This is a genomic window from Marinobacter salarius (genome assembly GCF_032922745.1).
Lineage (GTDB): Bacteria > Pseudomonadota > Gammaproteobacteria > Pseudomonadales > Oleiphilaceae > Marinobacter.
This window is the reverse complement of record NZ_CP136693.1, coordinates 2,479,313-2,502,011: the sequence shown is the minus strand read 5'-3', so window position 1 is coordinate 2,502,011 and position 22,699 is coordinate 2,479,313. Positions and strand designations below refer to the sequence as shown.

The 22,699-nt window shown below is 57.5% G+C and carries 20 protein-coding genes; 3 read left to right on the top strand and 17 right to left on the bottom strand.

All coding sequences use genetic code 11. The features are described 5' to 3' along the window. Positions 1 to 31: 31 nt before the first annotated feature. From putP to R1T46_RS11515, 13 genes are all read right to left on the bottom strand, one after another. Entirely contained in the window at positions 32 to 1,522 is a 1,491-nt protein-coding gene (putP, locus tag R1T46_RS11575) for a sodium/proline symporter PutP (RefSeq protein WP_317305455.1), read from the bottom strand. Positions 1,523 to 1,737: 215 nt separating this feature from the next. Continuing rightward, positions 1,738 to 4,917, bottom strand: coding sequence for a bifunctional proline dehydrogenase/L-glutamate gamma-semialdehyde dehydrogenase PutA (gene putA, locus R1T46_RS11570; RefSeq protein WP_317305454.1), 3,180 nt, complete (start codon positions 4,915 to 4,917; stop codon positions 1,738 to 1,740). A gap of 199 nt (positions 4,918 to 5,116) precedes the next feature. Continuing rightward, entirely contained in the window at positions 5,117 to 5,896 is a 780-nt protein-coding gene (locus tag R1T46_RS11565) for an AraC family transcriptional regulator (protein WP_041333774.1), read from the bottom strand. A 67-nt stretch (positions 5,897 to 5,963) separates the two neighbouring features. Beyond that, positions 5,964 to 6,596: a dTMP kinase gene (gene tmk / locus R1T46_RS11560; RefSeq protein WP_091644344.1), complete on the bottom strand. Its 633-nt coding sequence runs from the start codon at positions 6,594 to 6,596 to the stop codon at positions 5,964 to 5,966. Continuing rightward, on the bottom strand, positions 6,593 to 7,660 hold the full coding sequence (gene mltG, locus R1T46_RS11555) for an endolytic transglycosylase MltG (protein ID WP_317305453.1): 1,068 nt from the start codon (positions 7,658 to 7,660) through the stop codon (positions 6,593 to 6,595). Before mltG ends, tmk begins: the two co-directional genes overlap by 4 nt. Before the next feature lie 4 nt (positions 7,661 to 7,664). After that, positions 7,665 to 8,483 carry an aminotransferase class IV gene (locus R1T46_RS11550; protein WP_091644340.1) on the bottom strand — a complete coding sequence of 273 codons (819 nt, stop codon included), beginning with the start codon at positions 8,481 to 8,483 and terminating at the stop codon, positions 7,665 to 7,667. A gap of 7 nt (positions 8,484 to 8,490) precedes the next feature. Then, positions 8,491 to 9,738 (bottom strand): beta-ketoacyl-ACP synthase II, encoded by a 1,248-nt coding sequence (gene fabF / locus R1T46_RS11545; protein ID WP_091644337.1) that lies wholly within the window; start codon positions 9,736 to 9,738, stop codon positions 8,491 to 8,493. A gap of 115 nt (positions 9,739 to 9,853) precedes the next feature. Then, on the bottom strand, positions 9,854 to 10,087 hold the full coding sequence (gene acpP / locus R1T46_RS11540) for an acyl carrier protein (protein ID WP_007154069.1): 234 nt from the start codon (positions 10,085 to 10,087) through the stop codon (positions 9,854 to 9,856). A gap of 132 nt (positions 10,088 to 10,219) precedes the next feature. Further along, positions 10,220 to 10,963 carry a 3-oxoacyl-ACP reductase FabG gene (gene fabG, locus R1T46_RS11535; protein WP_041333768.1) on the bottom strand — a complete coding sequence of 248 codons (744 nt, stop codon included), beginning with the start codon at positions 10,961 to 10,963 and terminating at the stop codon, positions 10,220 to 10,222. A gap of 16 nt (positions 10,964 to 10,979) precedes the next feature. After that, complete coding sequence (fabD, locus tag R1T46_RS11530; RefSeq protein ID WP_317305451.1) at positions 10,980 to 11,915, bottom strand: ACP S-malonyltransferase; 936 nt, start codon at positions 11,913 to 11,915, stop codon at positions 10,980 to 10,982. 129 nt (positions 11,916 to 12,044) lie between these two features. Further along, positions 12,045 to 13,046: a phosphate acyltransferase PlsX gene (gene plsX / locus R1T46_RS11525; protein ID WP_317305450.1), complete on the bottom strand. Its 1,002-nt coding sequence runs from the start codon at positions 13,044 to 13,046 to the stop codon at positions 12,045 to 12,047. Between the two features lie 44 nt (positions 13,047 to 13,090). After that, on the bottom strand, positions 13,091 to 13,270 hold the full coding sequence (gene rpmF, locus R1T46_RS11520; protein ID WP_041333767.1) for a 50S ribosomal protein L32: 180 nt from the start codon (positions 13,268 to 13,270) through the stop codon (positions 13,091 to 13,093). Between the two features lie 71 nt (positions 13,271 to 13,341). After that, entirely contained in the window at positions 13,342 to 13,896 is a 555-nt protein-coding gene (locus tag R1T46_RS11515; protein ID WP_317305449.1) for a YceD family protein, read from the bottom strand. Between the two features lie 151 nt (positions 13,897 to 14,047). Between R1T46_RS11515 and R1T46_RS11510 the strand changes: the two genes are divergently transcribed. After that, entirely contained in the window at positions 14,048 to 14,683 is a 636-nt protein-coding gene (locus R1T46_RS11510) for a nucleoside triphosphate pyrophosphatase (protein ID WP_317305448.1), read from the top strand. On the opposite strand, the gene R1T46_RS11505 is transcribed toward R1T46_RS11510, so the two are convergent. From R1T46_RS11505 to rluC, 3 genes are read right to left on the bottom strand one after another with little or no spacing between them, the layout of a single operon-like run. Then, positions 14,650 to 15,699, bottom strand: coding sequence for a S49 family peptidase (locus tag R1T46_RS11505; protein WP_317305447.1), 1,050 nt, complete (start codon positions 15,697 to 15,699; stop codon positions 14,650 to 14,652). The genes R1T46_RS11510 and R1T46_RS11505 overlap by 34 nt on opposite strands. A 25-nt stretch (positions 15,700 to 15,724) precedes the next feature. Then, positions 15,725 to 16,372 (bottom strand): HAD-IA family hydrolase, encoded by a 648-nt coding sequence (locus R1T46_RS11500; RefSeq protein ID WP_317305446.1) that lies wholly within the window; start codon positions 16,370 to 16,372, stop codon positions 15,725 to 15,727. A 50-nt stretch (positions 16,373 to 16,422) separates the two neighbouring features. Next, a complete protein-coding gene (rluC, locus tag R1T46_RS11495; protein ID WP_317305445.1) occupies positions 16,423 to 17,472 on the bottom strand; it encodes a 23S rRNA pseudouridine(955/2504/2580) synthase RluC in 1,050 nt (349 codons plus the stop codon). A gap of 596 nt (positions 17,473 to 18,068) precedes the next feature. Here rluC and rne point away from each other — a divergent pair. Together rne and R1T46_RS11485 are read left to right on the top strand one after the other, a co-directional pair. After that, complete coding sequence (gene rne, locus R1T46_RS11490) at positions 18,069 to 21,251, top strand: ribonuclease E (protein ID WP_317305444.1); 3,183 nt, start codon at positions 18,069 to 18,071, stop codon at positions 21,249 to 21,251. 3 nt (positions 21,252 to 21,254) lie between these two features. After that, the gene (locus R1T46_RS11485) at positions 21,255 to 21,794 is read left to right on the top strand and encodes a YecA family protein (RefSeq protein WP_041333755.1); all 540 of its coding nucleotides are present in this window, start codon (positions 21,255 to 21,257) and stop codon (positions 21,792 to 21,794) included. Here R1T46_RS11485 and R1T46_RS11480 read toward each other — a convergent pair. Continuing rightward, positions 21,791 to 22,669, bottom strand: a complete 879-nt coding sequence (locus tag R1T46_RS11480; RefSeq protein WP_317305443.1) for a PHP domain-containing protein — start codon at positions 22,667 to 22,669, stop codon at positions 21,791 to 21,793. The two genes, R1T46_RS11485 and R1T46_RS11480, sit on opposite strands and share 4 nt — an antisense overlap. Between the last annotated feature and the right edge of the window lie 30 nt (positions 22,670 to 22,699).

Here is a 22,699-nt window from a genome sequence, read left to right as displayed (position 1 = left end):
TTCTTACTCGGAACGTTGAAAACGCGCCTTGTTACCTGGTGATGGCCTGGTATTCGCCAGCATCTTCAGTGACAGAGCTCACTACCATAATGGCAATGAAAGCAGCAATGAAGCCAGGAATGATCTCGTACACGCCAGGACCACCCATGAACTCACCGTTCCAGCCCAGAGAGATCCAGATCATGACGGTGGCAGCACCCACAACCATGCCTGCGATGGCGCCAGCACCGTTCGTGCGGGACCACATCAGCGACAGGATAATCAGCGGACCAAATGCGGCACCAAAGCCTGCCCAAGCGTTACTGACCAGCGCCAGAACCTGAGAGTTCGGGTCGGAGGCAATAACCGCCGCAACCAGACCCACCAGCACGACACACACACGGCCTACGCCCACGCATTCCTTGTCGGTCGCTTCTTTACGCAGGAACAGGCGATAGAAGTCTTCGGTCAGCGAAGAAGACGACACCAGCAGCTGGCTGGAGATGGTACTCATGACCGCAGCAAGCAGTGCCGCGTAGAGGAAGCCAGTGATCAGCGGATGGAATAGCAGGTCCGAGAGCAGGATAAAGATCGTTTCCGGATCTTCGATATTCATGCCATTGCGAATCGCGTATGCCCGGCCAAACACACCAAGGGAGACGGCGCCAATCAGGGAGATAAGCATCCAGGACATGCCGATGTTACGGGCAGTCGGTACTTCATCAAGCGTACGGATCGCCATGAAACGAACAATGATGTGTGGCTGACCGAAATAACCCAAACCCCAGGTTACCGCAGACAGCCAACCGATGAGCGTCAGGCCTTCCGTCCACGACAGGAGCGTGGGGTCGACTTCGTTCAGTGTCTGTGACGCCTGGGCGAAACCACCGCCGCCCTCGCCAAAGAGCACAACCGCCGGCATGATGACCAGTGCCAGCATCATGATGCAGCCCTGTACGAAGTCCGTCATGCTTACTGCCAGGAAGCCGCCGACCACGGTGTAGGCCAGTACCACACCCAGCGTGATGACAATACCAACGGCATAGTCACTCAAGCCGCCAAAGTTAAAGATGCCGGAGAACGCACTTTCAAACAGCTTGCCGCCCGCAACCAGACCGGATGCAGTGTAGACCGCGAAGAAGACAACGATGACGATGGCGGATACGGTGCGCAGGGACAGCGCCTGTGTCGGGAACCGGTTGGCCAGGAAGGACGGGATGGTAATCGCATTACCATAGTGAACCGTTTGTTCTCGAAGACGTGGCGCTACCAGGGTCCAGTTAAAGAACGCGCCCACAAGCAGGCCGATACCGATCCAGGCCGAACCCAGGCCCGATGCAAACAGCGCCCCGGGCAACCCGAGAAGCAGCCAGCCACTCATGTCCGAAGCACCAGCCGACAGGGCTGCCACCTTTGGACTGAGGGCTCGCCCACCCAACATGTAATCTTCGGATGAAGACGTAGCTCTGCGCATGGCATAAACGCCGATGGCGATCATGAGCGCAAAGTAAGCAAATAGACTGATCCAAACACCAATAGCCATGAAACTCCTCCAGTTCAATTGGACGGAATCAACTCCGACCGTTTAGCGCGCTTACCATGGTGAACCCGGTAGTCGCACCCTTTGTTTTTTTAAATTCCCTAAACTACTCACGTAATTAACGCGCTACGACTTACAACGCCAGCCTCCCCATCTCAATACTTACCTCCTATCGTTCAGGTTTTCGTTCCGCACTGCCTTGTGAGCAAAGCGCCCTATCAAACCTTTTCAATGCCAAGCGACAACAGTGACGCGTTTCCACCCACCGCCGTGGTGTTGATGGTGCGGGTTCTCTCCGTAGCAAACCGCAGCAGGTAGTGCGGTCCTCCAGCTTTGGGACCGGTACCGGAAAGCCCCCTCCCCCCGAAAGGCTGAACACCAACAACCGCGCCAATCTGGTTTCGGTTAACGTAGGTATTGCCCACTTTTACTCGTCGCTCGATATAGGCCGCAGTGGACTCACTTCTGCTGTGAATACCCAGGGTAAGCCCATAACCCGCCGCATTAATTTCATCGATCACATCGTCCAGCTTCTCTGCAGTGTAGCGGACTATATGAAGAACGGGGCCGAAGTGTTCGTCTTTCAACTCGTTGATACTTGAAATGACGTAGGCGGACGGTGGAATAAAGTAGCCCCCGCTGCAGGCCTTCGGTAATGGCGACTGCGACACCAAGCTGGCATGGTTGCCCAGCTCGGTCAGATGGGCTTTCAGGTCATCCTGCGCCTTTTGGTCAATAACCGGCCCTATATCGGTGCTATGACGCTCAGGGTTACCGACAGTCAGTTCCTGCATCGCGCCCGCCAGCAGGCTTTCTGTACGATCAGCGACCTCTTTCTGGATATAAAGCACACGCAGTGCCGAACAACGCTGCCCGGCACTGGCGAAAGCGGACTGGATGACATCTCTGACCACCTGCTCCGGCAGCGCACTGCTATCCACAATCATGGCATTCTGTCCGCCGGTCTCGGCGATGAGGGGCACAATCGCCCCTTCACGCTGCGCCAGAGTGCGATTGAGGATGTGCGCTACCTGTGTAGAGCCGGTGAAGGCGACGCCGGCAATTCTGGGGTCCGGGGTCAGTTTGCCGCCGATTGTTGCGCCATCACCGGGTAAAAATTGAATCACGTCGGGTGGGAAGCCCGCTTCCAGCATCAGCTCAAAAGCTCGCTGAGCAACCAGACTTGTCTGTTCCGCAGGCTTGGCGATCACGGCATTCCCTGCCACCAACGCCGCCATCACCTGGCCAGTAAAAATAGCCAGGGGGAAGTTCCAGGGGCTGATGCAGAGGAAGACACCCCGCCCTTCCATGTAGAGCTCATTGCTCTCGCCTGTAGGGCCAGGTAGAGCCATGGCCTTGCCAAAGCGGGATCTGCCCTGGAGGGCATAATAGCGGCAGAAATCGACGGCTTCGCGCACCTCGTCGATACCATCCTGAATGGTTTTTCCGGCTTCACGGCAGCAGATCGCCATGAGTTCCTGCATATTCACTTCCATCAAGTCGGCGTATCGCTCGAGACAGTCGGCGCGATCCTCCGCCGGGCGCTCCCGCCAGGAAGCGAAGCCTTCCGTTGCAACGGCCAGAGCTTCTTCCGCCATGGCTTCGGTCGCCCAGTACACCTGACCAACGTGCTGGGAACGATCGTAGGGCGCATGGACATCACTCTGCGATCCATACCGGCGCTTTTCGCCACGAATGACTGGCGCAGCTTCCCAGCGTGTCATTGCCCATTGGCCAAGATGGTTCAGTAACGGGTCCAAATGGGCAGCCACATGGATATTCATCCCTTTGGAGTTGCGCCGCTCGTTGCCAAAGATATCGACGGGCAGTGGAATACGGTCGTTGGGCAGTGAGTCGTATCCCTGCAGTTCCTGAACCGGATTCTGCACCAGAGCCTCAATAGGCGTGGCCGCGTCCACCAAACGATGAACAAACGAGGAGTTCGCACCATTCTCCAGCAGCCGTCGTACCAGATACGGCAACAGCTCCTTATGGGCGCCAACAGGAGCGTAGATACGAACCGGAAGATTGTTGTCCTCAAGGATGCTGTTGTAGAGGGCGTCTCCCATACCGTGCAGGCGCTGGAACTCGACCCTGCGACCTTTGTTCCTCACCATGGTCAGAACCGAGGAAACCGTATGGGCGTTGTGGCTCGCAAGCTGCGGATACAGCGCTCCTTCGGTGTAGCCACTCAGCAAATAACGCAGACACGCCAGATAAGAGGTATCGGTGGCCTCTTTGCGCGTGAATACGGGGTAGCCCTCCAGGCCCAACTGCTGGCAGATTTTGATCTCGGTGTCCCAGTAGGCCCCTTTGACCAGGCGAATGGGGATCTCGTCACCCTGCTGTTTCGCCAGTTTGGTCAACCAGCACAATACCGGCAAAGCACGCTTGGAATAGGCCTGGACAACCAGGCCAAAACCACCCCACCCCTTTGCAACCGGTGACGTAAATGCCTTCTCAAACAGCTTTAGCGAAATTTCCAGCCGATCCATTTCCTCGGCATCGATGGTAATGGACACCTTCTTTTCCCGCGCAAACGTCAGCAGGTCAATGACCGTTGTGTAGAGCTCTTCCAGAACCCGCTCTTCCTGGGAAGCCTCGTATCGAGGGTGCAGGGCGGATAGCTTGATGGAAATCGAGGGCGCCGGTGCCCGGCTGTTCGGGTAGGTATCGTTTCCCACGGACTCAATGGCATCCATGTAGTCCTTCAGGTAACGGTCAGCGTCGTCCTTGGTCATTGCCGCTTCGCCGAGCATGTCGAAGGAGTAGGTGTAGCCCAACTCCCGGTACTCGCGGGCGTTCCTCAATGCTTCGTCGATATCCCGTCCGAGTACGAACTGTTTGCCCATAATGGCCATGGCCTGGTACATCGCACTCCGAATGACCGGCTCGCCGCTACGCTTGATAAGACGCTTCCAGATACTGGACGGGGAGCCATCCAGCCGTTTATCCATCTTGACCACACGACCGGTCAGCAGCAGCCCCCAGGTGGAAGCGTTAACCAGGGTCGACTCACTGCGGCCCACGTGCTTCTTCCAGTCGGCGTCCGACAGCTTGTCCTGAATCAACGCATCGGCGGTGTATTTGTCGGGGATACGCATTAACGCCTCGGCCAGACACATCAGCAGAATGCCTTCTTCGGTATCAAGGCTGTATTCCTGCAGCAGTGCATCAACCATATGGACCGAGTCATCCTGCTCGCGGACCTTTCTGATCAGGCTCGTTGCCGTTTCAACGACGTCTCGATGCTCAGAAGCATTGCTTTGGGCAAGGGGAATCAGTTCTTTGAGGTAACGTGTTTCGTCAACGGCGTAGTTGGCAGTAATCGCTTGCCAGAAGAACGACTTTGGCTGTTCCTGAAATGCAGGCTCGAGCACCTTGCTTGCATTGAACATCTGAGCGCCTCGCCGACGGTTCCCGTCAATGGCCGGGCCCCTCGAACTTTTTATGGTTGGGTCAAACAACGCGCACACACCGAACTGCGCTGTGACGTGATCAGCTACCCTGTTAAGTTAGTATTACTACGGACTGCAAGCTTACAAAATCCTACGATTCTTTTGTAAATTCGTCCGAAAATGAGGCTTTTTTAACAAATCAGGCGACTTTGTCACCAAAACGCAACCTGGAGGGTGTCGTACCCTTGTGTTTTCTGAGGGCGTTGGTGAGGGCACTTTGGGAGGAAAATCCAGTTCGGTAACTGACTTCGGAGACCGAAAGGGATGTCATGGTCAGGAATTGCACGGCCTGGTCAAGCCGGGTCTGGAGCAGAAACTGGTGGGGGGTAATACCCGTCACGTCACGGAACATCTCGTGGAAGCGGCTGACACTCAGGCAGGCCACACCGGCAAGGTCGCTTACCGATATCTTGCGCTGAATATTCTCCATGATGTAACGGCGGATCGTGTCGGGGCTGATGGCATGGCGGTTCTGGCGAACCTCCCTGCCTTCGTTCAGGCGTTCGGCCATGCAGTGCAGGATGCTTGCCCCCATGTGCCGCAGCATATCCTGATTATCCGGCGAGCGATCGAACTCTCCCGCCACGAACTGAACCAGCCCTTGCAGCTTATTGTCCAGAACCAGTGTCCGCGGCCGCTCAAACAGGGGCGCGAGCGTTTCATACTCACTGTGGCCCGGACTATTGATGGCCGGCATGTAGGGATCGAGATTGATAACCAGAACGTGGTTCTGCAGGTCACCACAGTAATCATGGCGCGCTTCAGTGGGGACGAGGCAGGCTCGCCAGGTGTCCAGGTGCGAACCTGTTCCGTCCACACTCAGGTCGGCCTCTCCACGAACACCGACAACAATCTGGTGATGCTCGTGACGATGGTGGTGTGAAGCGGTGGGAAGCTTGAGCAAACGTGCGTCCAACATGCCCGCGATCCGGAAATTTCCTGAGAATGTAGCTCAATTAAAGCAGATCATCGGCAAACTTGCACGACTACGCCCGATTCACCAGATTCCGAAGCAAGCCCGCGACCTCGTCGCTGACCGTCTCAATCGGCTGAGAGGCGTCCACAATGTGATAGCGGCCCGGCGCGTTGGCGGCGCGAGCGAGATAAGTTTCGCGTATTCGCTCAAAAAATGCTACCGCTTCCTGTTCGAACCGGTCCAGGTCGCCCCTGTGGCGGGCACGGGTCATACCGGTTTCCACCGGTGCGTCCAGCAGGATAACGTGATCCGGGCGCACCGTACCCTGCACCAGGCTTTCCAGTAGCGCTATGCGATCGGCGGGCACACCACGCCCTCCCCCCTGATAGGCAAAGGTGGCGTCGGTGAACCGATCACACAGCACCCAGCGACCAGCCTCCAATTCAGGAAGAATACGCGTATGGAGGTGTTGCGCCCTGGCGGCGAACATCAGGAGCAGCTCGGTGGTTTCGTTCACGGGCTCATCACGCGGCGCCAGCAACAGCTCGCGAATGGACTCCGCCATCGGGGTGCCGCCGGGCTCTCGGGTCACAACGCATTCAACACCAAGCGCGTCCAGCGTACTTGCGGCGTTCGCCAGTTGAGTGGACTTCCCAACCCCTTCCGTACCTTCAAAGGTAATAAACTGCCCCCGTCGGGTCATTGGTCACCCTCTTCCGCTGCTGTATCTGGAGACGGAGTTGGAGAGGAACGGTAGTCTGAACGGCGGTTGAGCTGAAACGCCCTCACGGCCTTCTGGTGTTCCGCCAGGGTTTTCGAGAACTTGTGGGTGCCATCGCCGCGCGCCACAAAGTAGAGCGTGTCGCCTTCAGCCGGATTCAGGGCCGCATGAATCGCTTCCCTGCCTGGCAACGCGATGGGCGTGGGCGGCAGCCCGTCGATCCGATAGGTATTGTAGTCGGTGTGGGTTCGCAGATCCTTACGGGTGATTCGCCCCTGGTACTTCTCCCCCATCCCATAGATTACGGTAGGATCGGTCTGCAACCTCATACCTTTCTCCAGGCGCCGGACAAAGACACCGGCGACTTCTTCTCGCTCATGGACCGCACCGGTTTCGCGCTCAACAATCGACGCCATAATCAGAGCTTCATAGGGAGAATCGTAAGGCAGGTTTTCAGCCTTAGCCTGCCATTCCGTCGCAAGCACCTCTTCCATTCGCTCAAAGGCCCTGCGTAGCAGGTCAAGGTCGGTTTCACTGCTGGTAAACAGATAGGTATCCGGGAAAAAGCGGCCCTCAGGATGCGACCCGTTGGCACCCATCTCTTCCATGATCCGCTCGTCGGTCCAGTCGGCGGTCACCTGCCCAAGACGCTCACTGCTGGCGAGCGCGGCGCGCATGTCACGGAAGGTCCAGCCTTCAATAAACTGAATCTGCCAGTGTTTGGTGTCACCGGCGACCATCACATTGATCATGTCGAGACTGGTCATGCCATCGGTGAACTCATATTCGCCAGCCTTTAATAGCGCCTGCTCCGGGTAAAGACGACCATGAATCTTCAGCCACAGACTGTCGCCCACAAGGCCTTCCGCTTCGAGTTTACGCGCAACCTGACCGTAACCGCTCCCGGAGGGCACGCTGAACAGAACCGGCTCATCCAACGCTACAGGTTGCTCAAGGGTCTGAAGCCCCTGCCATAACCAGAGACCACCCCCGGCAAGCGCCAGGACGGAGAGACAGAACACACAGATGAGTAACTTCTTGAACAAGCTTTTATTCCAAAGTTTTCAGAGGGTCGCAGATTGTCTCAAGCCCATCATCAACTGGCAAATCAACGCTGCCCAATCTGCGAACCGCGACAATGCCGACAACGCTGTTAACGAGATACAGTCCACGCAGCCCGGGTGACGACAGTAACGCAGGCTGGATGATCTGCTCCCGGATGGTATGGCCGGATGCGCGCAGACACTCAAGGGCGTACTGCCGCATGACACCTGCCACCGCAAGGCTCTCAACCGGCGGAGTTACCCACTCGCTCTCCATCCTGACAATAAGGTTGGTTCGCGTCCCCTCAAGCAACTGCCCGTCGGCATTCGCCATGATCAGTTCGAATTCCTCGCCACTGAACTCACGGCTTGCCATCACCTGCTCCAGCCGGTTCAGGGTCTTGATACCCGCCAGCCTCGGATTCACGGTGAGTGGAAACTGCGACAGCGCTGCGACCACACCCCCCGGTGCGGGGAGCGTGGGCATCGGTGAGGAGGTAACAATCAGGTTTGGCACACATTCGACAGGCAACCGGTATCCTCGCCCACCACTCCCCCGAGTGAGGACCAACTTCAGCACCCAGCCGTCATTGCCGTATCGGGAGGCCAAATCGCAACCCGAGCGGGTAATTTCAGCATCCAGGTCACTACGCTCGACCGGAATGCCCAAGCGGCCGGCATCGGCCACCATACGATCCAGATGGTGTGATCGCAGCAGGGCTTGCCGGCCACGCATGCGGATAGTTTCAAACAACCCGTCGCCGTAGGCCAACCCACGATCTGTCGCGGAAATACCGTTGCCGTCGGGACGAATAACGTTCAACACAACCCGATCAGCCCTCGTAACGACGGAAAATCAGGGTGCCGTTTGTACCGCCAAAACCAAAAGAGTTGGACAACGCAACCCGGACATCTGCCTTGCGGCTCTTGCCGGCTACAAAATCCAGGTCACAACCATCATCGGGATCGTCAAGGTTGATGGTCGGCGGCAGCACACCCTCCCGGATCGCCAATACTGAAAAAATCGCCTCAATGGCCCCTGCAGCGCCAAGCAAGTGCCCGGTCATGGACTTGGTACTGCTGACTGCCAGCGTGTAAGCGTGGTCGGCAAATACCGATTTCACTGCAGACACCTCTGCCAGATCCCCTACGAGCGTGGAAGTGCCATGGGCATTGATGTAGTCGATGTCGTTGGCGCCGAGCCCGGCGTCGCGAATCGCATTCTTCATGGAGCGCGCGGCACCCTCACCGTTTTCAGGGGGAGCGGTTATATGGAACGCATCGTCGCTCATACCGAAACCGATTACTTCGCCATGAATGGTGGCTCCACGGCGTTTAGCATGCTCGAGATCCTCCAGCACCAGCACGCCAGCGCCGTCGCTGAGCACAAAGCCATCCCGGCCTCGATCCCACGGCCGGCTGGCCTTTTCCGGTTCGTCATTGCGGGTGGACAACGCACGCGCTGCCGAAAACGCGGCAATTGAGCTTCGGGTGGTGGCCATTTCCGAACCGCCAGCCAACATCACATCGGCATCACCGTAAGCAATGGTGCGCGCCGCATAGCCAATGTTATGGGTGCCGGTCGTGCAGGCTGTCACGATCGCGATGTTTGGGCCCTTGTAGCCAAAGCGGATAGCCACGTTTCCTGAAATCATGTTGATTACGGAGGCTGGCACGAAGAACGGAGACACCTTTCGCGGCCCGGACTTCTCCATGGTGATCACGTTCTTCTCGATGTATTCAAGGCCACCGATGCCTGAGCCGATGGCAACCCCAACCCTTTCACGATCAAGATCGGTGTATTCATCAAGGCCACTGGCGTCCACGGCCTGCTGGGCCGCTATCAGGCCGTAATGAATGAAGGCATCCAATTTTCTGGCGTCCTTCGTGGACAGGTAAGGTTCCATATCCAGATTCTTGATGCCACCGCCGATCCGTGTGTTGTATCCGGTGGTATCAAAGCGGTCGATCCCGGCAATGCCGCTGCGACCGGAACGAATACCGTCCCAGGACGAATCCACATCGTTACCCAGTGGCGAGAGCATTCCCATGCCTGTGATTACAACACGTCGTTTAGCCATACCCCTTCACCTGAGTTTCTTGCTGATCATGAACTGTCATTCCTGCCAATAAAAAAGCCGTCCGATGTCTAATCACATGGACGGCTTTTGCCTGGCGTATAAAGCGTGCGGAGTATCAGGTGTGCGCGACGATGTAGTCGATCGCGTCCTGGACACTCGCCAGCTTTTCCGCTTCCTCGTCGGGAATCTCGGTCTCGAACTCTTCTTCGAGTGCCATGACCAGCTCAACGGTGTCCAGTGAGTCAGCGCCAAGGTCCTCTACAAAAGAAGATGTGTTCTGAACTTCGGACTCTTTAACGCCCAACTGCTCACAAACGATCTTCTTCACGCGCTCTTCAACTGTACTCATAATGTCCTCACTTTTGTGTCAACCAAGCAACTTGAGTGCTGCCAGTTTAGTTTAAACCATACCTGCAAACAAGCAGGGGTTCCATTCAAACATGTTGTGCGACAAGGGTTTGCGCACACGCCCCCTCAGGGACTATCCCATGTACATACCACCGTTCACGTGGATCGTCTCACCCGTCACGTAACCAGCGGCCTCCGACGCCAGGAAGGCAACCACCGCAGCCACTTCTTCCGGCTCACCCAGACGACCGGCAGGTATGACTTCCATCATAGCCTCACGTTGCTTGTCGTCCAGTTTTCGGGTCATATCCGTATCGATAAATCCGGGCGCTACACAATTTGCGGTAATGCCCCGGTTCGACATTTCTTTCGCCAGGCTGCGGGTAAAACCCTCAACTCCGGCCTTGGCAGCGCAATAGTTGGCCTGTCCTGGGTTACCCATACCAGCCACAACCGAGCTGATATTGATCACCCGACCCCATCGCGCCTTGGCCATTCCCCGCAATACGGCCTTGCTGGTCCGGTAGACGCTGGACAAGTTGGTTTCCACCACGGCCGCCCAGTCATCGTCCTTCAGCCGCATCAGCAGATTATCACGAGTGATCCCTGCGTTGTTGACCAGGATCGCCGGCGCACCAGCTTTCTCGTTGATTTCCTTCAGGCCAGCCTCGATGCTGTCCGGGTCGGCGACGTTCATTACGATACCGAAACCCTTCGCGCCTGCTGCTTTCAGGTCAGCGGAAATCGACTCGGCGCCATTCTCACTGGTTGCCGTACCGACCACCATGGCGCCCTGATCTGCCAGCGCCTTTGCAATGGCCTTTCCGATCCCGCGAGTTGCACCCGTTACCAGCGCTGTTTTGCCTTCAAGAGACATGTGTTGCTCCTATTTATTACTGTCCAAATGCCTCTGACGCCTTTGCCAGCGCATCCGGCTCGTCAATGCCGTAAACCGACAATTCACGGTCAATGCGCTTCGCCAGCCCTGTAAGGACCTTACCGGCGCCGCACTCTACAGCGATCCGCACATCATTTGCCACCAGTTTACGAACTGTATCGGTCCACAACACCGGAGAGTATAGCTGCTTGACCAGATTAGCCTTGAGGGATTCACTGTCCTGGGCGACAGAAGCGGTAACATTCTGTATTACCGGGATGACAGCATCGTTAAACGTCACTTCGTCCAACGCGGTTGCCAGTTCCTCCGCGGCTCCCTTCATCAGGGCACAGTGGGAAGGTACACTCACCGGCAATGGCATGGCCTTGCGGGCGCCTCGGGCCTTGCAGGCTTCGATGGCGCGTTCAACCGCCCCAGCAGCACCTGCAATCACGACCTGCCCAGGGGCATTGAAATTGACGGCGGCCACCACATCGCCACTTGCCGCCTCGGCACAGGCGGCGGTTACGTCGTCGTCCTCGAGACCAATAATGGCTGCCATCTTGCCTTCGCCGGCTGGCACAGCGGCCTGCATGAGCTCCCCACGCAGGCGCACCAGTTTAATGGCGTCAAAGAAGTTCAGGCTTTCCGCGGCGACCAGCGCGCTGTACTCACCAAGGCTGTGCCCGGCGACAAAGTCAGGCGCCTGACCTCCGGCTACAAACCACTGCCGCCAGAGCGCGACACTCGCTGCCAACAGCGCTGGCTGGGTAACCGTGGTCTGATTGAGCTCTTCCGCAGGTCCATGCTGGCACAGGTGCCAGAGATCATAGCCCAGCACATCGGAGGCTTCGGAAAACGTTTTTTCTATGATCGGCCAGTTCTCGGCAGCTGCTCCCAGCATGCCGACAGACTGCGATCCTTGTCCGGGAAAAATAAAGGCTGATTTCATAGTGGGAATCTTACCGTCAATGAGGGGTTACGGGAGATTAGCCAATAGTACAACCTGGGGGCCGATCCGGCCAATCTAGCAAAAATGGGGAGAGACTTTAGTCTCAGGGACAGGTTAAGGCTTGAGCGCTCAGATCATCAGGTCGTCAAGACGGTCGTTTATGCGGCTGGGCACTTCCAGCTCAACTTCACGAACCGCCTGACGTATGGCGGCCAGCATGGCGCGCTCGTTGGCGTTGCCATGGCTCTTTATCACCACCCCTTGGAGGCCAAGGAGACTGGCACCGTTATGCCTTGAGGGGTCCATAAGCCGAAGCAGCCGTCCGATGATCGGCCGCGCCAAAACGCCGACACACTTGCCGTAAAAGGTTCGCGTGAAAGCTTGTTCAAGCAGCTCAATCAGCAGACCGGCAACGCCCTCACCCGTCTTTAGGGCAATATTCCCGACAAAACCGTCGCACACCACCACGTCCGCCACGTCACGGAACAGATCACTGCCCTCAATGTATCCGATATAGTTGATGGTATCGCACTGAGCCAGCATATGAGAGGCAAGCCGCACTTGCTCATTACCCTTGATTTCCTCTTCGCCAACGTTAAGCAGAGCGACTCGAGGTTCTGGCTGATTGCAGATCGCCGACGCCATCAGTGAGCCCATCAGTGCGTACTGATAGAGGTTTTCCGCGGTGGAATCCACGTTGGCGCCCAGATCGAGCACATGGCAACGCCCCCGAAGCGACGGAATCAGTTTGGCAATTGCAGGGCGTTCAATGCCCGGGTACATGCGGATAACAGAACGGCCGAACGCCATGAGCGCGCCGGTATTGCCAGCACTGACGCAACCTTGAGCAACACCGTCGCGGACAAGCCCCAACGCCACGGCCATCGACGAATTACGTTTGTGGCGAAGCGCATGGGAGGGCCGCTCATTCATCCGCACGACATCGGCAGCTTCGACGATACGAATCCGCGAATGCCCAGGATGCAACAAAGCCTCGAGCTCACTCCGGATTCCCACCAGAACAAGACTCAAGGCTTCGTTTTCTTTCACCGCGGCCAGTGCAGCGGAGGCCACAACGTCGGCTCCGCGATCACCACTCATGGCGTCAATTGCGATGGTGACCGGATTCACCGTTCCTCCATCTCGCACTGGCGGGTGGATTTGCTCGCGACGGCTTACTCGTCGCTAGCCTCAATTACCTGCTTGCCACGGTAAAAACCATCCGGAGACACATGGTGGCGACGATGCACTTCACCAGTTGTCGTGTCAGTGGACAGAGCTGCCGTGCTCAGAGCATCGTGTGAACGGCGCATACCGCGCTTTGAGCGGGTCTTTCGGTTTTTCTGTACAGCCATGATTATGCTCCTGACCTGATAAACGTGTGTTCGTTAAATTCGCGACGGTTTCCAGAGAAAACGACGCCTGATTAATGTTTCTTAGTCTTGAGATCCGCCAGCACGCTGAACGGGTTGTCTTCAGACTTCCTGACCGGCTCGTCTACGGATTCATCCGACTCAAAGGCTTCCAGCTCTTCTCGAGCGGGACATTCGTCACGCTCGTGGAGCGGAAACGGAGGCAGAACCAGCAGCAGCTCGTCCTCAGTCAAGGACCACAAATCCGCGCTGAAATCGTCCGTCAGAAACGGTTCAAGTTCTTTTGGCAACTGTTGGGCCTGCTCGTCGCTGGTCACCAACCCCAACGTAAAGCGGGAGACCAGTGTCTTTTGCATGGGCCCCATGCAGCGCTGACACTCCAGGGTAACCGGTACTTCCAGCTCACCTGTCACCATGCGCCGGCGCTCGCCGTCCATGGAGAATGACAGGCTTACCCGGCACACAGCGCCATCCTCAAATCCAAATACAGAATCACCAAAACGAGACAATGCCTGCAGAGGGATTTCTCCCTCCAACACTATTTCTTGCTCTGCCAACCGGTAAGGATCGACAGTTTTGGGCAGCTCGGTGCTTGAGGCTTTTGACATAGGCGCGCAATTTTAGGGACCTGGCCGCCCGCTGTCAAAGACTTCATGCGCTTTTGGGCAGGGGTTACGCTGCTGATAGGTGTATTCTACGATATTAACAGTGCAACCGGGACCACTCGGACAACTCCAAGCGCTGATAAAAGGAACCCCAATGAAACAACACCCGCTTCTGCTTGCCTCATCCTCACCTTATCGGCGACAACTGATGGAGAAGCTAAGACTGCCATTCCATACCGCATCGCCGAACGTGGATGAATCGCAGCGTATGAATGAGAGTGCAGAGCATCTGGTCGTGCGGCTTGCGCTTAAAAAAGCGGAAGCCCTTTGTGGTGACTACCCGGAACACTGGATCATCGGCTCTGACCAGATCGCATGCCTGGAGGATGGCACCATACTGAACAAACCGGGAACTCATGAGCGCGCAGCGCAACAGCTGGAACGCAGCAGTGGTCAGCGCGTCTCATTCCTGACCGGTCTGGTGCTGGTGGACGCCAGTACTGGGCAGCGACAGAGCCACTGCGAACACTTTCACGCCCACTTTCGCCAACTCGACGCGGACGAAATCAACAACTACCTGCACACCGAGAAACCCTACGACTGTGCCGGCAGCTTTAAAATGGAAGGCCTGGGCATCGCCTTATTCAGCCGCCTGGACGGACGCGACCCTAACAGCCTGATCGGCCTGCCATTGATCGCGCTCACCGAAATGCTTCGAAACTGGGGGCTCAACCCGCTGCATCCGCTGCCCGCCTCTCACCGAAGCTCCAACCGCGATTCAGCGAAGTAGCGGGCAATACCACTGCCCACGGAAACGCCGAACTGGTCAACGATATTCTGGAGTGGCGATTCACGGCGACTATAGTCCACAAGATCCTCCTGGCCGATGACCTGCCGTGCCACATGGGAGGAGCTGCCAAGGCCATCGATCAGACCAAGCTCGAGTGCTTGCTCGCCACTCCAGACCAGTCCTGAGAACAGTTGCTCGTCATCCGCAAGCCGATCACCCCGCCCTTTACGCACACTTTCGATAAACTGGCTGTGGGTGGTTTCCAAAACGTCTTGCCAGAACTGCACCTCTTTCTCTTCCTCCGGTGAGAACGGGTCCAGAAAAGCCTTGTTCTCGCCAGCGGTATACAGGCGCCGGTCGACCCCCAACTTATCCATAATCTCGGTAAAACCGAAACCTCCAGCCACCACACCGATGGAACCCACCAGGCTCGCCTTGTCGGCGTATATTTCATCAGCAGCCGCAGCAATATAGTAGGCGCCAGAGGCACCAATATCGGAAATCACCGCGTACACTTTCTTATCCGGATACTCACTCCTCAACCGAACGATTTCGTCATACACGTAACCAGACTGGACCGGACTGCCGCCCGGACTGTTGATCCGCAAAATCACACCCACTGAGCTTTCCGCCTCGAACGCTTCGCGCAGGGAACCCACGATGTTGTCGGCACTGGCGAGCTCATCCGCCGCAATGGTGCCCTCGATCTCCACAAGCGCCGTATGCTTTCCCTTGGCAGCGGATTCCAGCGCACCGCCCAACGGGAACTGGATCATCAACAGCAAGGCAAAGAGATACCCGAACGTCAGCAGCTTGAAAAATATCCCCCAGCGGCGGCTTTTTCTCTGCTCTGACTGCAGCGACATCACCAGCTTTTCGATCAGTTTCCAATCACGAGCTGACTCCGGTGGCATCGCCGGTTTGCGGCGACTTCCCGCGGATCTGCTCGCCCCGCTCTCCGGGTTTTCTGGTTCGCTCCCCCAGCCGGGATGCCTGTCTGATTCCCAATCGCTCATTGCTACTTCCTGTTGCGGTTACGGTTCAGAGGCCAAGTACGTCGCGCAGGTCTTTGACCGAATCGACGATTGCGTGTGGCGCATAGTGCCCCAGTACATCCCGTTTATGCACACCCCACTCCACACCAATGGACGGCATACCGATACGCTGAGCCATCTCCAGATCGTAACGGGTATCGCCAATCATAACCGCTTCCGCCGGCTCAATGCCGTAAAAGCGGATGATCTCTCCGAGCATCGCCGGATCGGGCTTGGAGCGGGTTTCATCCGCGCAGCGGGTGATATCGAAATTCGGGCCAAGGCCGCTGGACACCAGCGCCCCCTCCAGGCCACGACGACTCTTGCCGGTGGCCACCGAACAGCCGCGCCCAGCCAGGCGCAGATCGGCCAGTACGTCCGCCATGCCCTCGAATACATTCTGGGGCGTGGTCACCTTGGCGAAAAAGTAACGGGCATAGCCCTCACGGATGGTGGTCATTTCCTCCCGCGTTATACCGGGATACAGCTTTTCCAGAGCTTCAATCATGCCCAAACCAATGATATCGCGATAGGCTTCGCGCTCCAGTTCCGGATACCCTAATTCGGTGGCTGCCTGGTGAAGGCTGTCTGCAATATGATCGACGGAATCCACCAGCGTTCCGTCCCAGTCAAAAATCACGACCTTTACGTCCATTGATACTACCTTAATGCGGTTATCCTGCTTGCCTGCCACAGAACAACGGATTATTCGGATGCCTTCCGGCGCGCCGCCAGTTTGGCCATGAGTTCGCTGAAAGCCTCATCATAGGGAGCCTCAAGATGAACAGGCTCTCCTGTGGAGGGCAGCGTGAAATCCAGGGCACGGGCGTGGAGCATTAAACGCTGACCGCCGGCGGAACGAAACGCCCGGAGGCTTACATCATCCATATACTTGTCATCCCCGGCAATCGGATGACCGGCCCAGGCACTGTGAACGCGAATCTGATGGGTACGACCGGTTACCGGTGAAGCCTCAACCAGCGTATACCCTGAAAAGGTCGCCAACACCCGAAATCGGGTGAGAGAGTCCTTTCCCGACTCATCCACGCGAACACGGCGCTCACCGGAGCCCAGCTCAAACCGCAACAGCGGTTGGCTGACCTTCCTGACAGATCCAGGCCAGTCACCCGCCACCAGGGCATGGTAACGCTTGCGAATTCGCTTGTGACGCAATTCGTCCTGCAAGTAACGCAACGCGGAACGCTTCTTCGCGATCATCACCAACCCTGAAGTATCCCGGTCAAGCCGATGTACAAGCTCCAGAAACCGGGCTTCCGGCCGCGCTGCCCGCAAGACTTCGATCAGTCCGAAATCCAGCCCGCTACCGCCGTGAACCGCTATGCCGGATGGCTTATTGACCACCAGCATCTGATCATTCTCAAACACCACTGCGTCCTGCATGACTCCCTGAACCCGGGACCCCGGAACAACCTGCGCCGGCTTTTCCTTGCGGGTGACAGGTGGAATGCGCACCTCATCACCCGTGTTCAGACGGGTGTCGGGCTTAACCCTTCCCTTGTTCACCCGCACCTCACCCTTGCGGATAATGCGATAAATAATGCTGCGCGGCACGTCTCGGATCTGCGCCATCAGGTAATTGTCCACGCGCTGGCCGTGATTATCCTCATCAACAACCACCTTTTGCACACCCTGCTTGACCTCACCGCCTCTGGAGCCGGGCGCAGAGCCACTCTTGCCATCACCAACAGACCGTGGTGAGGAAGGGGAACGTTTTTGCCTGGTCGATCTGGACATGGATACCTTACCGCTGGAAACCCTGCGGGATTGAAGGAGCCGGCGAATACTGTTATATTCCGGCGTGCTCTGCCGTTTGTCTACGGCCTGGCCAGTATGCCAGAAGCCGGAGCGGCAGGAGTATACCGACACTATTTGAGAGTTTGAACGCCGGAAGCCCAATCATTACCGGGCTCGGCGATTGAAATCCTCCCGGATCCATACGGAAGGCGCTGATTACAGCGACTGCCCGAAAGCCGGGGGAACAAGAAACCGTACGGAAAACCGTTGGGCGACATCGCGAAGAATCATTACCAGCACGCAGGGCCGGGCCGTCCAGCATACGAATACGACGTGAGACCCAGGCACCCGCGTGAACCTGAAAACGGATAACATGCGCCAACAGACTCTGACCCAAAGCGACTCTTTCCTGCCTACAAGCAGGCGAACCGTCGGCGGTGGCCTCGGAACTCCGGGAAAATTCCCCGCAGGGATCTGATTCGTCTGGCCGTCGGGTTGCCCCTGTTACAAGGGGCCCGCGGCACGCAAGTTCTGCTTCGCTGATGCTATTCCCCAGGTTTTCTGTCCAAACCAAACGACAGGAACCATTTCTTTCCATGAAAAGAATGCTAATCAATGCGACTCATCCCGAAGAGTTGCGCGTAGCCCTGGTTGACGGCCAGCGTCTGTTTGACCTCGACATCGAGTCCAGCTCCCGCGAGCAGAAAAAAGCCAATATCTACAAGGGTCGCATAACCCGTGTAGAGCCCAGCCTGGAAGCCGCTTTTGTGGACTTCGGCGCGGAACGCCACGGATTCCTTCCTCTCAAAGAAATCTCCAAGGAGTATTTCAAGAAATCACCCGGCCAGATTGAAGGCAAGATCAACATCAAGGATGTGGTTGCCGAAGGTCAGGAAGTCATTATCCAGGTGGACAAGGAAGAGCGTGGTAACAAGGGTGCCGCCCTCACCACCTTCATCTCCCTTGCGGGCCGATACCTCGTGCTCATGCCCAACAATCCTCGCGCCGGCGGCATTTCCCGTCGTATCGAAGGTGAAGAGCGGGCGCAGCTGAAAGAGGCCATGAACGATGTACAGGTGCCCAAATCCATGGGCATCATTGTTCGCACTGCCGGCATTGGCCGCACCACCGAAGAGTTGCAATGGGATCTGGACTACCTCGTCCAGTTCTGGGAAGCCATTTCCCAGGCCGCCGGCGAGCGCAAAGCGCCGTTCCTGATTCACCAGGAAAGCAACGTCATTATCCGCGCTGTACGCGACTATCTTCGTCAGGACATTGGCGAGGTGCTGATTGACTCCGGAACGGTTTACGAGGACGTATTGAACTTCGTTCGTGCGGTTATGCCCTCGTTCGAAAACAAGATCAAGCTGTACAAGGACGAAATCCCCCTGTTCAGCCGCTACCAGATTGAAGGCCAGATCGAGACCGCCTTCCAGCGTGAAGTGAAGCTGCCCTCCGGTGGCTCCATCGTGATCGATCCCACCGAAGCACTGGTATCTATCGACATCAACTCCTCCCGTGCCACCAAAGGCCACGACATTGAGGAAACCGCGCTTCAGACCAACCTGGAAGCGGCAGAAGAGATTGCTCGCCAACTGCGCCTCCGGGACATGGGCGGATTGATCGTGATCGACTTCATCGACATGACCCCGGCCAAGCACCAGCGCGAAGTCGAGCAGAAGATGCGCGAGGCACTGGAAATCGACCGCGCCCGGGTCCAGGTGGGCAAGATTTCCCGCTTTGGTCTGCTCGAAATGTCGCGCCAACGTTTGCGCCCATCCCTGGGCGAGACCCGCAGCGAAGTCTGCCCTCGCTGTGAAGGCCAGGGCACCATCCGGGGCATCGAGTCTCTTGCCCTGAGCATCATGCGCCTGATCTACGAGGAATCATCCAAGGAAAAGACCGGTCAGGTTCGCGCCGTGGTGCCGGTCGCCGTCGCCACTTTCCTGCTGAACGAGAAGCGCAAACAGTTGGCCGATATCGAGGCTCGGCAGGAAGTCGAAGTAGTGGTCGTACCCGCTCCTCACATGGAAACACCGCACTTCGAAATCCTGCGCATGCGTGACGATGAGAGTGGCGTGGAGCATGTATCGAGCTACCAGGTGGCTCAGGAGTACAGTGAAAGGGAAGAGGAAATCTTCGAGGCCCCTGCTGCCCAACCACCGGTTCGCGAACAGGCTGCGGTGAAAGCCATTCGACCGGTTGCGCCCGCTCCGGCTCCGGAAAAGGCAGCACAAGAGACACCGGCCGAACAGAGTGATGGCCTGTTCAGCAAACTTGGCCGCAAGATAGCGGATTTCTTCAGCGGTGAGGAAGTCATCGGTGAACCACCAGTGAAACGGGAACAGCCCGCCGGCTCGAACCGTGACGACCGTCGCACCCAGGACCGCCAGGACCGTCGCAAATCCAGGGTAGCCCGCGACGACAACCGTTCCGGCAATCGTAGCGGTGCTGATCGCCGTCAGGCCGGCGCTAATCGCGGCGACAGCAGCCGCAGCGATGACAACCGGGGACGTAACCGAGGTGCAAACCGCAATCGCGGAGACGACCAGGGCCGCAGTGGTCAGGGCCAGCAAGGAAGTGCTGACAAGAGCGCCGACAAGACAGCCGATAACCGCAGGGATGGCAACCGCAAAGACGGCCAACCCCAGGGCCAGGGACGCGGACAGGGGCGCAACAAGTCTCAGGCCAAGGACCCGAAGGACCGTCAGGAACAACAGGACTCCGGCACCCAGAAAAGTGCTGCCGCCGAAAAGTCCGGCTCCGACGAAAAACGCCGTAAACCAAGACGCAATCGTAGTCGCGACGGCTCCCCCACTGATAACCCGGCGTCCACACCGGCAGACCGGAAGTCCGCCCGCAGCGAAAAGCATCAGAAGGATACTCAGCCAGAAGAGCAGACCGATAAGCAATCTGCCACTCAACCAGCAGGAAAACCGGACGTAGCGGCGGCCAATACGGCAGAGCCGAAGCCGGCGAAAAACGTGGCTGAAAAACCTGTCGAAGCGACGTCCGCGGAAAGCGCGACGGAAACACCGATGGAAAAATCGGCGGAGAAACCCGCTGAACCAGCGGCCGATAGCGCAGAACCCGGTGAAGCGCCTGAAAAGCAGCCGCAGCCGGCAACGTCTGGCACCGCGAAGACCGATCAGGCAGACACCTCTGGCAATGAGACGGCGAAATCTGAAGCCGACACCAGTGTTGAGGAGAAGCCGAAACGCCCTGCCCGACCACGCCGGTCGCCCAGGAAGCCAGCTGAAAAGAAGGTCGAAACCGCCCAAGCAGATGCGACGGTCGACAATGTTGAAAAGGCGGCTCCGGAAAGAGAAGCCCCGAAGCCCGTGGCTGAAGCCGAGGTTGAGGCACCCGAGCAGAAAGCGGAAGCCAAGCCACAACCAACAGAAGCCGACACCAAACCCAAGGCGAAACCCAAAGCCGACAGTACTGCTGACGCCGAGCCGTCTACGCCCCAAGCCGAGAAAGCGGAACAACCCGAAACCCCTCCGCCGGCTAGCGAGCCGGTAGCAGCAGGTAAGGCTGAAGAATCGCAGGAAGCCACCAGCAAGCCACCTGCGGAGCCGAAGGCTGAGACGTCCCAAGCAGAGGGCAAGCAAAAGCCCAACGAGAAGGCAATTGAGCCCGCGCCCGCTGCCGAGCAAGAAACGCCGAGTGGACAGGTGGATGTACCGGTCACACCGGGCCGCGCCTACAATGATCCGAGGGAAGTCCGTAAGCGTCAGCGGGCTGCCGAAGAGGCCAAAAAGGCCGGGAGTAACTGACGAATGCTATCAGATTCGGACATCGAAGCGCTGGAAGACATCCTTTTCGCCGAACCCTGGGGCGACGAAGCCCTGGATTTCTTCGGTTTGCACGGGGTTGTCTGCGCCAGCGTGGTGGGCCCGACATCCTTGAGCACTGAGGACATCTTCAGACTGGCCACGGGCGCTGAACAGGCGCCCAGCGGCCAGGTTCCGGATGCGTTCCGACAAGCCGTTGAACAGCTCGGCAGGGATATGGCACACGCACTGGACATGGGCCAGTCTCTTGAGTTGCCGGAACCTGAAGATGGCGATCCGATGAACGCACTGGAAAACTGGTGTGCCGGGTTCGTGGACACCTTCCTTGAGAATGAGGAAGCCTGGCTGGAGGCCGGAGAGGAAGAAACCGCAGACCTGCTGGTGCCGATGCTTACGCTGTCCGGGCTGTTCGAGGATGAAGACTTCCAGAATGTCCGCAACAGCGAGAAGCTGTCCCGGCAAATGGCGGACGCCATCCCCGACTCGCTGACCGACCTATACCTGCTGTTCCACGCACCGGATTAAACCGCTGCGAAAACCCCTGCCGGTTCTTTGAAATGATGCCAGACAGGCTCAAGCCCGTCTGGCATTTTCATGATGACCCCAAGCTCACACCAAGGCGCACCGGGAAAATGGAAATCGCTGCCCTGGGAGGCAAGCAGGTTTTCCCGGCGACACAATTCCGCCAAAAAGCCCAGATCGCCACTGGACTGCCCCGACGTTGATACCTCGATACTCCGACCACCCGCCTGACGGAAGTCAGCAACGAGCGCTCGCAATTTTGTCGCCGTAAGTTTGTATTTCCTGGGATGGGCCAGCACGGCCACACCTCCAGCCTCGGTAATCCAGCGGACAACCTCCGGCAATTCAGGCCAGAAGCCCTTTACGTCGCCCGCCTTGCCGGCACCAAGGTAGCGCTTGAACGCCTGCGCGATATCCTTTACCACCCCCTCTTCGACCAGCACCCTGGCAAAATGAGGGCGGCCAGGCACATCGCCGCCCGCCCTGTCCGTCGCCTTCTCGAGCAGGTTTTCAATTTTCAGCTTCGAAAGCTTGTCGGTAATGGTACGAGCTCGGGACCAACGATTCGTATTCTGCCGCTCCAAGGCCTGCTTCAGACGGTCGTCGTCAATGTCAAAATCAAGCCCGACTATGTGTATGGTGTTGCTTTTCCACAGGCAGGACAACTCGGTGCCAGCAATCAGAGTAACGCCCGTTTCCCTCGCGGCCTCCGATGCTTCTTCAAGCCCGGCAATGGTGTCGTGATCTGTCACGGCGAGGTGGGTAACGCCTCTCGCGCGCGCGCGTGCGACCAATTCCCTTGGCGGCAACGCGCCGTCTGACGCCGTCGTGTGGCAATGCAGATCAATGCAGAAGTCAGCTTCTTGAGTTATAGTCACATCATTTCCGAATTCAGAGTAAATACCATT